General features: G+C 66.2%; 11 protein-coding genes. 8 read left to right on the plus strand and 3 right to left on the minus strand.

Annotated features, from left to right (window positions below; translation table 11 throughout):
• The first annotated feature begins 109 nt into the window (after positions 1 to 109).
• Genes AB4061_RS08610 through AB4061_RS08625 form a run of 4 tightly spaced genes read left to right on the plus strand, consistent with a single transcriptional unit; the run spans position 110 to position 2,988 of the window.
• Positions 110 to 1,492 carry an ethanolamine ammonia-lyase subunit EutB gene (locus tag AB4061_RS08610; protein ID WP_441632730.1) on the plus strand — a complete coding sequence of 461 codons (1,383 nt, stop codon included), beginning with the start codon at positions 110 to 112 and terminating at the stop codon, positions 1,490 to 1,492.
• Between the two features lie 47 nt (positions 1,493 to 1,539).
• A complete protein-coding gene (gene eutC, locus AB4061_RS08615; RefSeq protein WP_441632732.1) occupies positions 1,540 to 2,328 on the plus strand; it encodes an ethanolamine ammonia-lyase subunit EutC in 789 nt (262 codons plus the stop codon).
• A 54-nt stretch (positions 2,329 to 2,382) separates the two neighbouring features.
• Positions 2,383 to 2,661 (plus strand): type II toxin-antitoxin system RelE/ParE family toxin, encoded by a 279-nt coding sequence (locus AB4061_RS08620; RefSeq protein ID WP_441632733.1) that lies wholly within the window; start codon positions 2,383 to 2,385, stop codon positions 2,659 to 2,661.
• Between the two features lie 12 nt (positions 2,662 to 2,673).
• Positions 2,674 to 2,988: a HigA family addiction module antitoxin gene (locus AB4061_RS08625; RefSeq protein WP_441632734.1), complete on the plus strand. Its 315-nt coding sequence runs from the start codon at positions 2,674 to 2,676 to the stop codon at positions 2,986 to 2,988.
• 39 nt (positions 2,989 to 3,027) lie between these two features.
• Here the strand turns inward: AB4061_RS08625 and AB4061_RS08630 are convergent, their stop codons facing one another.
• From AB4061_RS08630 to pdxR, 3 genes are all read right to left on the minus strand, one after another.
• Entirely contained in the window at positions 3,028 to 4,458 is a 1,431-nt protein-coding gene (locus tag AB4061_RS08630; protein WP_441632735.1) for an FAD-binding oxidoreductase, read from the minus strand.
• A gap of 104 nt (positions 4,459 to 4,562) precedes the next feature.
• A complete protein-coding gene (locus AB4061_RS08635) occupies positions 4,563 to 5,594 on the minus strand; it encodes an alpha/beta fold hydrolase (protein ID WP_441632737.1) in 1,032 nt (343 codons plus the stop codon).
• Between the two features lie 56 nt (positions 5,595 to 5,650).
• Complete coding sequence (gene pdxR, locus AB4061_RS08640; protein WP_441632739.1) at positions 5,651 to 7,249, minus strand: MocR-like pyridoxine biosynthesis transcription factor PdxR; 1,599 nt, start codon at positions 7,247 to 7,249, stop codon at positions 5,651 to 5,653.
• A gap of 176 nt (positions 7,250 to 7,425) precedes the next feature.
• Between pdxR and AB4061_RS08645 the strand changes: the two genes are divergently transcribed.
• From AB4061_RS08645 to AB4061_RS08660, 4 genes are all read left to right on the plus strand, one after another.
• A complete protein-coding gene (locus AB4061_RS08645) occupies positions 7,426 to 8,757 on the plus strand; it encodes an ArgE/DapE family deacylase (protein ID WP_441632741.1) in 1,332 nt (443 codons plus the stop codon).
• A 65-nt stretch (positions 8,758 to 8,822) separates the two neighbouring features.
• Positions 8,823 to 10,439, plus strand: coding sequence for an ABC transporter substrate-binding protein (locus AB4061_RS08650; protein WP_441632743.1), 1,617 nt, complete (start codon positions 8,823 to 8,825; stop codon positions 10,437 to 10,439).
• Between the two features lie 89 nt (positions 10,440 to 10,528).
• Complete coding sequence (locus AB4061_RS08655; protein WP_441632745.1) at positions 10,529 to 11,533, plus strand: ABC transporter permease; 1,005 nt, start codon at positions 10,529 to 10,531, stop codon at positions 11,531 to 11,533.
• Positions 11,530 to 12,369, plus strand: a complete 840-nt coding sequence (locus AB4061_RS08660) for an ABC transporter permease (protein ID WP_150986491.1) — start codon at positions 11,530 to 11,532, stop codon at positions 12,367 to 12,369. Before AB4061_RS08655 ends, AB4061_RS08660 begins: the two co-directional genes overlap by 4 nt.
• Positions 12,370 to 12,380: the final 11 nt, after the last annotated feature.

Below are 12,380 nucleotides of genomic sequence, written 5' to 3' on the forward strand. Positions count from 1 at the left end.
TGTCCGATGGGCGGACGGCGAAGGCAAGCGCCCGGGCGGCGACAATGTGCGCCCGTGGTTGCTATGATCGGGCTGTTCGCGGGCCCGCCAGCTGACCGAGACAGATCCCATGACCTTTGCCCATACCGTAGCCTCGCGGCGGCATCTCTTCGCCGATCTCAAGACCCTGCTGGCCAAGGCCAGCCCGGCGCGCTCGGGCGACTACCTGGCCGGGCTGGCGGCTGCCAGCGAGGAGGAGCGCATGGCCGCGCGCATGGCGCTGGCCGAGGTGCCGCTGGCGCACTTCCTGACCGAGGCGCTGGTGCCCTACGAGGACGACGAAGTCACGCGCCTGATCATCGACCACCATGACAGCCACGCCTTTCGCGAAATCGCGTCCTTCACCGTGGGCGACTTGCGCAACTGGCTGCTGCTGCACGAGACCGATTCCGCGGCGCTGGCGCGCGTGACGCCGGGCATCACGCCGGAGATGGCGGCGGCGGTGAGCAAGCTGATGCGCAACCAGGACCTGATCGCGGTGGCGCGCAAGTGCCGCGTCGTCACGCGCTTTCGCAACACCATTGGCTTGCCCGGGCGGCTCTCCGTGCGGCTGCAGCCCAACCATCCCACCGACGATGCCCGCGGCATTGCCGCCTCGATGATCGATGGCCTGCTCTACGGCTGCGGCGATGCCACCATCGGCATCAACCCAGCCACCGACAACCTCGGCGCCATCGTCACGCTGCTGCGGCTGGTCGACGACCTGCGCTGCCGCTTCGATGTGCCCACCCAGTCCTGCGTGCTGACCCACGTCACCAACACGCTGCGCGCCATCGAGCAGGGCGCGCCGGTGGACCTGGTGTTCCAGTCGGTGGCCGGCAGCGAGCGCGCCAACGCCGGCTTTGGCATCAGCCTGGCGCTGCTGCGCGAGGCGCATGAGGCCGCGCAAGGCCTGGCGCGCGGCACGGTGGGCAACAGCGTGATGTATTTCGAGACCGGACAGGGCAGCGCGCTGTCGGCCAACGCGCACCACGGCGTGGACCAGCAGACCATGGAGGCACGCGCCTATGCGGTGGCGCGCGCGTTCTCGCCGCTGCTGGTCAATACGGTGGTGGGCTTTATCGGCCCCGAGTACCTGTACGACGGCAAGCAGATCATCCGCGCCGGGCTGGAAGACCATTTCTGCGGCAAGCTGCTCGGCGTGCCGATGGGCTGCGATGTCTGCTATACCAACCACGCCGAGGCCGACCAGGATGACATGGACACGCTGCTGACGCTGTTCGGCGTGGCCGGCATCAACTTCATCATGGGCGTGCCCGGCGCCGACGACATCATGCTGAACTACCAGAGCACCTCGTTCCACGACGCGCTCTACCTGCGCGACACGCTGGGCCTGCGCCCCGCGCCCGAGTTCGAGGACTGGCTGCAGCGCATGGGCATCCTCGGCGCGGATGGCCGCCTGCTGGAGCTGGCCGAGCGCCAGCCGCTGCTGCAACTCGCGCGCGGCCTGTAACGCATCATGGCCAACCAGCATATTCCTGCACGCACGAGGCCCGCGTCATGAGCCAGAAGCTGATCCACGACAACCCCTGGCAGCGCCTGCGGCAGTTCACCGTGGCACGGATTGCGCTGGGCCGCTGCGGCAACAGCCAGACGACGGAAACCGTGCTCGCGTTCGGCCTGGCGCATGCGCAGGCGCGCGACGCCGTGCATGCGCCGCTGGCGCGCGCGGCCATTGAACAGGCATTGCGCAATGCCGGCTTCGACACCGTGGCCGTGCACAGCGCCGCACCGGATCGTCAGCACTACCTGCGCTGCCCGGACCTTGGCCGCCAGCTCGACGACGCCAGCCGCGCGCTGCTAGCGCAGGCGCGCCCTGCCGAGCCGCCCGACGTCGTCTTCGTGATGGCCGACGGCCTGTCCGCGCTGGCGGCGCAGCGCCACGGCGTGCCATTGCTGCTGGCCGTGCGCGAGCACCTGCCGGGCTGGCGCATCGGCCCGGTGGTGGTGGCCGAGCAAGCCCGCGTGGCACTGGGCGACGAAGCCGCACTGCTTCTCGGCGCGCGCCAGGTGGTGATGCTGATCGGCGAGCGCCCCGGGCTGAGCTCGCCCGACAGCCTCGGCATCTACCTGACGCACGACCCGCGCCCGGGCCGCACCGACGCCGAGCGCAACTGCATCTCCAACGTGCGTCCCGAAGGGCTGTCCTATGCGCAGGCCGCGGCCAAGCTGGCCTTCCTGCTGCGCGGGGCGCTGGCGCTCGGGCACAGTGGCGTGGATTTAAAGGACGATAGCGCGCATGGGGCGTTGCCGGAGCCATCGGCGCAGCAAGGACAGTTAGGGAACTGACTGGTTATCGCGGATGTCTTACTCGTTTATCGGTAAGCGATATATAATTCCGCCATGATCCAGTCGTTCAAATGCGAAGACACTGCAGCGTTGTTCTCAGGCCGGCGCGTTCCGCGATTCGCCAACATCAGGGCAGCGGCAGAACGCAAGCTGGAGATGCTTGCCGCTGCCGCCTCGCTCGACTTCCTGCGATCTCCGCCTGGCAACCGGCTTGAAGTGCTGGGCGGCGACCGCAAAGGGCAGCACAGCATCCGCATCAACGATCGGTGGCGAGTGTGTTTCGTTTGGACGGCCGACGGCCCGGAGGCCGTCGAGATCGTGGACTATCACTGAAAGGAGATCACCATGGCCCGCTTCCAGAATGGTATGCGACCGGTCCATCCCGGCGAAATCCTCCGCGAGGAGTTTCTCGCCCCGCTTGGCATGAGCGCCAACGCGCTAGCCGTGGCGCTGCATGTCACCGCGGCCCGCATCAACGACATCGTGCGCGAGCGCCGGGGCATTACACCGGACACCGCCATGCGGCTGGCTCGCTACTTTGGCGGCGACGCCGAGTCCTGGCTCAACCTGCAACAGTCTTATGACCTGAAAGTGGCGCAGCGCGAACACGGCAAGGAGATTGCTGCCCAGATCGCGCCACGCGACCTGGAAGCGGCTTGACGACATCCGGCCGCCTTTCAGGCGCCTTTTTTGCCGCGCTCACGCAAGATCAAACACCCGCCCCGGGCTCAGGATGTTGTGCGGATCCAGCGCGCGCTTGAGCAGCCGCATCAGCGCCAGCTCCTCCGGCGTGCGGGAGCAGTGCAGGTAGGGCTTCTTGTGAAAGCCGATGCCGTGCTCGGCGGAGACGCTGCCCTCGAACTCCCGCACCACGCCGTACATCACGTCGGAAATCTCATGCTCGGGGAAGTCGTGGTCGGTGGCGCCGGGCAGGTACACGCTGACGTGCAGGTTGCTGTCGCCCACGTGGCCGAAGTTGACCGGCTCGGCATGCGGCCACACCGCCAGCAAGCGGGCGCGCAGCGTCTCGGCGAATTCGCCGATGCGGCCGATCGGCAGGCTGACGTCATAGGCCGCATTGGGCGACCACATCACCGGGAATTCGGCCACCGCATCGCGCAGTTGCCAGAAGCTCTGCGCTTCCTTGTGGCTGGATGCGATCGCCGCATCCTGGATCAGGCCGGCTTCCATCGCAGATTCCAGCATGCCCTCGAAGACCGGCGCGTCCTGCGCGCCGTCGTTGCCCTGCAGGTCAAGCAGCACGTAGAAAGGATGGCCGGCAGGCAGCGGCGCGCGCACGCCCGGCACGCGCGTGGTCACCAGCCCGTAGAAATCCGCCCACATGACCTCAAAGGCCGACAGCCGCCCCGAGAGCTTGCGCTGCGCATGGCGCAGCAGGCGCACCACGTCATCGTAGGTCTCGAGCGCGCACAGCGCCGTCTGCGTGGCGCAGGGCAGCGGCGCCAGCCGCAGCACGGCGCGCGTGATCACGCCCAGCGTGCCTTCGCTGCCGATAAAGAGCTGGCGCACGTCGTAGCCGGCATTGTTCTTCTGCATCTTGTTGAGCGACGACACCACCGTGCCATCGGCCAGCACCGCTTCCAGGCCCAGCACCTGGTCGCGCATCATGCCGTAGCGGATCACGCGGTTGCCGCCCGCGTTGGTGGCGATATTGCCGCCGATCTGGCAGCTGCCGCGCGCGCCCAGGTCCACTGCCAGCAGCCAGCCGGCCGCGCGCGCGGCTTCCTGCGCCGCCTGCAGCGTGGTGCCGGCCATCACGGTCATGGTGCCGGCCTGCGCATCGATCTCTTCCACGCCACGCATGCGCTCCAGCGAAAGCACCAGTTCGCCGCCTTCGGGCGTGGCGGCGCCGGCCAGGCCGGTCAGCCCGCCCTGGGGCACCACAGGCTGGCGCAGCCGGTGGCACAGCGCCAGCACGGCGGCCACTTCTGCCGTATTGCGCGGGCGCACCACCGCCAGCGGCGGCACCGCGCCAAGCGGCGCATACCAGTCCTTGCGAAAGCGCGTTTCGATGGCGTCGCCGGTTTGCAGCCCGGGCGCGTCCAGCAGCGTGGCGAGTTCCCTGAGCAGGGCGGAGGACGGGGCGGGTTGGGGAGCGGGGCTTGCCATGTGCGGTGTGTGTGAAGGAGAAGGGTGCTAATGCTATGGGAGGATGGGCACAGCGTTAAGGGCCAATCGGGCTGGTGACGATGGCACCATCACCGCAATGGGGCTCAGCCCGCCAGGAACGCCGAGATCGCCTGGGCCAGGAAGGCGCGGTCGGCCGGGATGTTGTGCGGGTTCCCGGCCCGGTGCCCGTAGTCCGAGGGAATCGGCCGCAGCGTGGCAGTGCGGGCTCCGGTGAGCTTGCCGATTTCCGCGGCGTTGTCCTGGGCCTGGAAGTAAGCATCGGTTTGGCCGGGCATCAGCAGCACGTGCGCCCTGATCGCCGCCAGCGCGCGGTCCAGATCGCCGCCGAAAGCGTCGCAGCGGCTGATATCGCCGTTCTGCCACGTCCACAGTTGCGCCAGCAGGTCGTTGGCGTCACGGCGCAAGAAATTGACGTCCCAGGTCTTCGCCAGGAAATCCTCCAGCGAGGCAAAGCCCGATTGCCGCCACAGCTCGTCGCGGTAGAACGCATGCGACAGCGCCCAGCCGGCGTACACGCGGCCCATGGCGCGGTACCCCGCGCGCGGCGGCTCGGTGAAGCGGCCGTCCCTGAATGCCGGATCGGCAGTGAGCGCGGCCCTGACGCCTTCGAGGAAAACCTGGTTGAACGGGGAGCATCGCGCGCTGCCGCAGACCACGGCGATCCGCTTGACCATGTCCGCATGGCAGGCGCCCCAGTGGTAGGCCTGCATGCCGCCCATCGACCAGCCGTACACCAGGGCGATCGTCTCGATGCCGAACACCTCCTGCAGCAGCCTGCGCTGCACCGCCACGGCGTCGTGGTGGGTAACGCAGGGGTAGGCGCCCGGCGCGAACCGTGCCGCGGCATTCGACGGCGACGCCGACAGGCCGTTGCCAAACAGGTTCGGGATGATGACGAAGTAGCGTTCCGGATCCAGCACGCCGCCCGGCGCGACCAGCCATTGGGTGTCGTAGTGCTGCGCGCTGAACGAGGTCGGGTAGACGATCACGTTGTCCTTGCGGGCGTTCAGCGTGCCGAAGGTCTTGTAGGCGAGCTGCATGCCGGGGAAGGCCTGGCCGGATTGCAGCGTCACGGTGCCTGCATCGAACAGCGCGTAGTCTTTGTCGACGGTCATGTCAGCAGCTCCAGGTAGGGTTGGCGGCTATTGTGCCCGCACTCGCATCAACACACTCAAGCACCGCTCCAGGCCTCCCGGTTGATCCCCGCCACCGGCGCGCGGCGTGGCGCCTGCGTGCGCGCCAGATGCTCCAGCGCGGGTTCGATCACCTCCGCCAGTTTGTGGAAGGCCGGCGCGATCTCGTCGTCCGGCACGCAGGCATATCCCAGCAGCAAGCCCTGGTTGGTCGCCCGCGCGGGGTCCGCGAAATAGCGCGACAGCGGCCGCGTCGACAAGCCCTGCGTACGCGCCGCCATGCTGATGCCGAGGTCGTCGGCGCCCGGCGGCAGGTGGATCACCATGTGCAGCCCGGCTTCATGCGTGGAGGTGGGCCAGTCCGCGCCCAGGCGCGTGGCGATGGCCTCGCGCAGCAGCCCCTGGCGCTGCGCGTAGCGCTGCCGCATGCGGCGGATATGCGTGGCGTAATGCCCCTCCTCGATAAAGTCGGCCAGCACCGCCTGCTGCACCAGCTGCCCCTCGCGGAACAGCTCCGACAGCCCTGTTGCGAAATGCGGCGCCAGCGGCTTGGGCAGCACCATGAAGCCCATGCGCAGGCCGGGGAACAGCGTCTTGGAAAACGTGCCCATGTAGATCACGCGGTCGTGCTCATCCAGCCCCTGCAGCGAGGCAAGCGGGCGGCCCTCGAAGCGGAATTCGCTGTCGTAGTCGTCCTCCACGATCCACGCGCCGCGCTGGCGCGCATATTCCAGCAGCATGCGCCGGCGCGACAAGCTCATCACCATGCCCAGCGGATATTGGTGTGACGGCGTGGCAAAGATAAAACGCGGCGGGTTCTGCAGCGTGGCCGCATCCGGGGCAAGGCCTTCGCTATCCACCGGCACGGGGATGGTCTCGATGCCGGCGCTGTTGAGCAGGCTGCGCGTGCCCCAGTAGCCGGGGTCTTCCATCCAGGCCTTGTCGCCGACATCGCCCAGCAGCCGCGCGATGAGGTCGATGGCCTGGTGGATGCCGGTGGTCAGGATGATCTGCTCCGGCTCGCAGCGCACCGAGCGCACCAGCCGCAGGTGCTCGGCCATCACGCGGCGCAGCGGCAGGTAGCCACCGTTGTGCGCATACGTCAGAAGCTCGGGCTTGGGGGCGCGCCAGTGCTTGTTCAGCAACCGTGCCCAGACCGCGTGCGGAAACAACGAAACGTCGGGTACGCCGGAGACGAACGCACCCCATTGGCGATCCGACGCACCGGAATGCGACACCAGATGCTGCCCGCGCCGCGAAAGCGCGAAGCGGTTCGGATTTTGCTGCGCCGCGAGCACTGGCATGGTGCCATTTTTCGCTCTGATGTTGTGCAATGCACTATGGTCGGGAAAACTCTGCGACACGAAGGTGCCACTTCCGCTAGCGGCGGTGACATAGCCCTCCGCCAGCAACTGCTCAAATGCATAAAGCACGGTATTGCGGGAAACCCCTATCTCCTTCGCAAGCAGGCGCGACGCAGGCAGCTTGCTACCCGCAACCAAAGACCCAGCAAGGATTTCCTGCCGAATGATCTCGTAGAGCTGGCGGTTCATATGCGCGCCGTTTTTATCCGCAGCACCATCCGCGGGCCGCTCCAGACGCTGCAGCAGCAGCTCCGACAAAATCGTCTCTTTCAAAGTGGCCCCGCGTGAAAAGAAAAATATGGATCTATGTATGGTACCAATGATCGGCTAAGTTTCGACACATCTTGTTTCGATCGTCGTTTTTTTCAACGGCGTTTTGCCGATCAGGCCGATTCGACCCCTCAGGGCACGTTCCAACCACGCGCCCCGCACAGCCAGTGGAGCCACTTATGCAACGTCCCACCGCTACGCCCGCCAGCCCCGCGCTTTCCACCGATGCCATCGCCGCCGCCGTGCGCGCGCTCGAGCCCTACATGGTCCGTACGCTGTCGGAGTTCGTGGCGGCGCCCAGCCCTTCCGGGCAGGAACAGCCGGCCGTGGCGTTCATGGAGGGCGCGCTGCGCGAGCTGGGCCTGGAGCCGGAGCGCATCTACCTGCGCAGCGAGACGTTGAAGGACCTGCCGCTGTTCTCGCCGCCATGCTGTCCGGACGGCGGACGCTACAACTTGCTGGCCACGCATCGCCCGGCGACGAAGGGCGGCCGCTCCGTGCTGTTCAACGGCCATCTGGACGTGGTGCCCACCGGCCCGGAGTCGATGTGGCGCCAGTCGCCCTATGCGCCGTTTGTCGAGGACGGCTGGCTGTTTGGCCGCGGCGCGGGCGACATGAAGGCCGGCATCATCTGCACGCTTGCCGCCTATAAGGCGCTGAAGGATCTCGGCGTGCAGCCCGCCGGCGCGGTCGGCTTCAACGCCGTGCTCGAAGAGGAGAACACGGGGAACGGCGCGCTGGCTACCGTGGCCGCGCTCGCCAGCGCGGTGGGCGCCGGCAAGCTGGCCTCGTTCGACACCGTTGTGATTCCCGAGCCGCTGGGCGAGAGCCTGATGAGCGCGCAGATGGGCGTGTTCTGGATGTTTGTCGAACTCACCGGCCGCCCGGCGCATGCCGCCTACATGACCACCGGCGTGAACCCGGTGGAGGCCGGCATCGCGGTGATGGCCGACCTGCGCAAGCTCGAGGCCGAGTGGAACCTGCCGCAGAACCGCCCCACCGTCTATCGCGACCACGCGCACCCGATCAACTTCAACCTCGGCCAGATCCAGGGCGGCGAATGGAACTCGTCGGTGCCCTGCACCTGCACGCTCGGCATTCGCATCGGCTTCTACCCGACCATGAGCGTGACCGATGCCAAGGCGCGCGTCGAAGCCTGTGTGCGCGGCACGCTGGAGCGCCTGGCCAGCAACCTCACGCTCCAACTCCGCTACGAAGGCTTCCACGCCCCGGGCTGCGAGTTCGATCTCGATGTGCCCAGCATGCAGGCGCTCGGCGAGGCCCACCGCAAGGTAAATGGCGAAGCGGTGCGGCGCGAAGCCACCACCGCCACCACCGACGCGCGGCACTTCCGCCTGATGCTGGAAACGCCGGTGACGTGCTACGGCCCGCAGGCCCGCAACATCCATGGCATCGACGAGTCGGTTTCCATCCAGAGCATGGTGCGCGTTACGACCACGCTCGCGCAGTTCATGCACGACTGGTGCGGCGTAGAGCCGGTCAGCGCTTGAAGTCCACGCAGCAAATCGCCTTCGCGTATCCGCAGATCACGATCACCACCACAGGAAACTGACCGATGAAACACCTCACCCAACACCTGAAAAAGAGCTTTGGTAAAAGCCTGGTGTCGATGGCGCTGGCAACCGCCGGCCTGGCCCTGGCACCGGCACTATTGCCCGCGGGCAGCGCGGTCGCGCAGACCGCTGGCGGCACCTTGTCCGGCATCGTGCAACCCGAGCCGCCGATCCTGATCAGCGCGATGAACTCGCAGGCGCCCACGCAATATGTCGCCGGCAAGATCTACCAGGGCCTGCTGACCTACGGCCCGGACCTGAAGCCGCACCCGGAACTCGCCAAGTCGTGGAAGATCTCGGCCGATGGCCTGACCTACACGTTCGAGCTGCAGAGTGGCGTGAAGTGGCATGACGGCAAGCCCTTCACGTCCGCCGACGTGGTGTTCTCGATCGACAAGATGCTGCGCGAAGTGCATGTGCGTACGCGCGCCGTGCTGAACAAATACATGGAATCGATCCGCGCCGTGAATGACAGCACGGTCGAGATCAAGCTCAAGGAAGCGTTCCCGCCGTTTATCTCGATGTTCGAGACCGGCACCATGCCGATGATGCCCAAGCACATCTACGACGGCACGGATTACCGCAACAACCCGGCCAACCAGAAGCCTGTCGGCACCGGCCCCTTCATGTTCAAGGAATGGAAGAAGGGCGCCTACATCAAGCTGGCCAAGAACCCCAACTACTGGAAGAAGGGCAAGCCCTACCTGGATGAACTGGTGTTCTACGTGATCCCGGACTCGGCCTCGCGCGCGGTGGCCTTCGAGAAGGGCGACGTGCAGGTGCTGCGCGGCGGCGACGTGGACAACGTGGACGTGAAGCGCCTGCGCGCGTTGCCTAATGTGGAATACACCACCAAGGGCTGGGAGCTGTTCTCGCCGATGTCGAACCTGTTGATGAACATGCGCAAGCCGCCGTTCAACAACGTCAAGGTACGCGAGGCGGTGATGCACGCGCTCAACCGCAAGATGATCGTGGACAACATCTTCTTCGGCATGGGCAAGCCGGCGGTCAGCCCGTTCGCCTCCGCCACGCTGTTCTTCGACAAGAGCACGCCGGTCTATGACTTCAACTTGAAGAAGGCGCGCGAGCTGATCAAGGAGTCCGGCGTCAACGTGGGCCAGTACCCGGTCAAGATCCTGTCGTCATCCTATGGCGCAAACTGGGACCGGCTTGACGAGTACATGAAGCAGATGCTGGAACAGCTTGGCTTCAAGGTCAGCATCGAGTCCGCCGACGCCGGTACGTGGTCCGCCCGCGTCAGCAACTGGGACTTCGACCTGACCGCCACGTACACCTACCAGTACGGCGATCCGGCGCTGGGCGTGGAACGTCTCTACGTGACCAAGAACATCGTCAAGGGCACGCCGTTCGCCAATGTGCAGGGCTACAGCAATCCGCAGGCCGATGAACTCTGGGCCAAGGCCAGCGTCACCATGGACCCGGCCGAGCGTCAGAAGCTCTATAGCCAGGTGCAGAAGATCCTGATGACGGAAGTGGCCGCGGGCAACCTGTTCGAGCTGGAGTTCCCCACGCTGTATCGCAAGAACGTGAAGAACCTCGTGACCACCGCCATCGGACTGAACGAGTCGTTCGACAACGTTTCCATCGAGAAGAACTGAGTACGCCGGAGTACGCCGTTACCCAGGTAACAAGTAGCCAGTACGGTCACGCGCCGGGCCATCCGCCCGGCGCGCGCGTGGAGCATGCCGTGAATTTTCTCTCTTTCCTGCTATCCCGACTGTGGAAGGCCCTCGTGGTCGTCCTCGGCGTGGTCATCATCAATTTCTTCCTGATCCGCATGGCGCCTGGCGACCCCGCCACCGTGCTGGCGGGTGAGGCCGGTGCGGGCGATGCCGCCTTCGTTGGCCAGTTGCGTCAGCAGTTCGGGCTGGACCAGCCGGTGCTCACGCAGCTTGGCATCTACCTCAAGGGCGTGGCCAAGCTCGATCTCGGCTACTCGTATCGCAATCACCTGCCGGTGCTCGACCTGATCCTGGACCGGCTGCCCGCCACCATCGTGCTGATGAGCGGTGCCTTTGTCTTTTCCATCGTGCTTGGCGTGTTCCTCGGCGTGATCTCGGCGCGCACGCGCTATGAGAACAAGCGGCGCTGGATCGACAGCGCGGTGATGTCCGCGGCGCTGCTGTTGTACGCCACGCCGCTGTTCTGGCTTTCGCTGATGGCCATCATCCTGTTCTCGGTGGTGCTGGGCTGGCTGCCGGCGTTTGGCATGGAAACCATTGGCGCAGGCTATACCGGGCTGGCGCGCATCCAGGATGTGGCGCTGCACTTGATCCTGCCCACCGTCTCGCTCGGCTGCTTCTTCATGGCGGTGTACGTGCGCCTGACCCGCGCCTCGATGCTGGAAGTGATGGGCATGGACTTCGTCAAGACCGCGCGCGCCAAGGGCGTGCCCGCTGGCCGCGTGATCCGCGTGCATGTGCTGCGCAACGCGCTGCTGCCAGTCATTACCTTTGCCGGCATCCAGCTTGGCCAGATGGCCGGCGGCGCGGTGCTGACCGAGACCGTCTTCTCCTGGCCGGGCATTGGCCGGCTGATGTTCGACGCCCTGCTGCAACGCGACTACCAGCTGCTGCTCGGCATCTTCTTTGTCACCTCGGCGCTGGTTGTGTTCTTCAACCTGGTGACCGATATCGTCTACCGCTTCATCGACCCCCGCATCTCGGTGGGCGGCAAGGGAGCCACGGCATGAAAGCCTTCGCACAACGTTATTGCCGCAACTACGGCGCCGTGATCGGCCTGGTCGTGCTGCTGCTGGTGGTCGCCGTGGCGCTGCTGGCGCCGGTGCTGTACGAGGAGTCGCCCTGGCTGATGGTGGGCGATCCGCTGGTGCGTCCGTTTGCCGACGCGGCGTTTCCCTTTGGCACCGACATGCTCGGGCGCGACATCACCGCTGGCATGCTGTACGGCGCGCGCGTCTCGCTGCTGGTGGGCGTGATCTCCACCGGGGTGGCGCTGGTGTTCGGCATCCTGATCGGGTCGGTGGCCGGCTACTGCGGCGGACGCATCGACGACGCGCTGATGCGTTTTACCGAGTTCTTCCAGACCATCCCGCAACTGGCGATGGCGGTGGTGATCGTGGCGATCTTCAATCCCACCATCTACTCCATCGTGGCGGCCATCTCGGTGGTGTCCTGGCCGCCGGTGGCGCGTCTGGTGCGCGGCGAGTTCCTCACGCTCAAGCAGCGCGAGTTCGTGCAGGCTGCGGTGGTGATCGGGCAGAAACCGCTGCGCATCATCCTCACGCAGATCCTGCCCAACGCCATGTCGCCCATCATCGTGTCGGCCTCCTTCATGGTGGCTACGGCAATCCTGACGGAATCCGCGTTGTCCTTCCTGGGCCTGGGCGACCGCAACATGATGAGCTGGGGCTTCATGATCGGCGCGGCCCGCACCATGATCCGCGAAGCCTGGTGGATGAGCGTGTGGCCCGGCGTGGCCATCCTGCTGACGGTGCTGTCCATCAATCTGATCGGCGAAGGCCTGAACGACGCCATGAACCCGCAACTGCGCCGCCGTGGCGAGTAACGACAAGGAAG

The sequence above is a fragment of the Cupriavidus sp. YAF13 genome, from assembly GCF_052113425.1.
GTDB lineage: Bacteria > Pseudomonadota > Gammaproteobacteria > Burkholderiales > Burkholderiaceae > Cupriavidus.

What these genes read in the sequence shown, in the direction of transcription:
- AB4061_RS08625 (WP_441632734.1), top strand. Translation starts at nt 2,674, where the DNA reads ATGGCCCGCTTCCAGAATGGTATGCGACCGGTCCATCCCGGCGAAATC.
- AB4061_RS08660 (WP_150986491.1), top strand. Translation starts at nt 11,530, where the DNA reads ATGAAAGCCTTCGCACAACGTTATTGCCGCAACTACGGCGCCGTGATC.
- AB4061_RS08610 (WP_441632730.1), top strand. Translation starts at nt 110, where the DNA reads ATGACCTTTGCCCATACCGTAGCCTCGCGGCGGCATCTCTTCGCCGAT.
- AB4061_RS08645 (WP_441632741.1), top strand. Translation starts at nt 7,426, where the DNA reads ATGCAACGTCCCACCGCTACGCCCGCCAGCCCCGCGCTTTCCACCGAT.
- AB4061_RS08635 (WP_441632737.1), bottom strand. Translation starts at nt 5,594, where the DNA reads ATGACCGTCGACAAAGACTACGCGCTGTTCGATGCAGGCACCGTGACG.
- eutC (WP_441632732.1), top strand. Translation starts at nt 1,540, where the DNA reads ATGAGCCAGAAGCTGATCCACGACAACCCCTGGCAGCGCCTGCGGCAG.
- AB4061_RS08650 (WP_441632743.1), top strand. Translation starts at nt 8,823, where the DNA reads ATGAAACACCTCACCCAACACCTGAAAAAGAGCTTTGGTAAAAGCCTG.
- AB4061_RS08630 (WP_441632735.1), bottom strand. Translation starts at nt 4,458, where the DNA reads ATGGCAAGCCCCGCTCCCCAACCCGCCCCGTCCTCCGCCCTGCTCAGG.
- AB4061_RS08620 (WP_441632733.1), top strand. Translation starts at nt 2,383, where the DNA reads ATGATCCAGTCGTTCAAATGCGAAGACACTGCAGCGTTGTTCTCAGGC.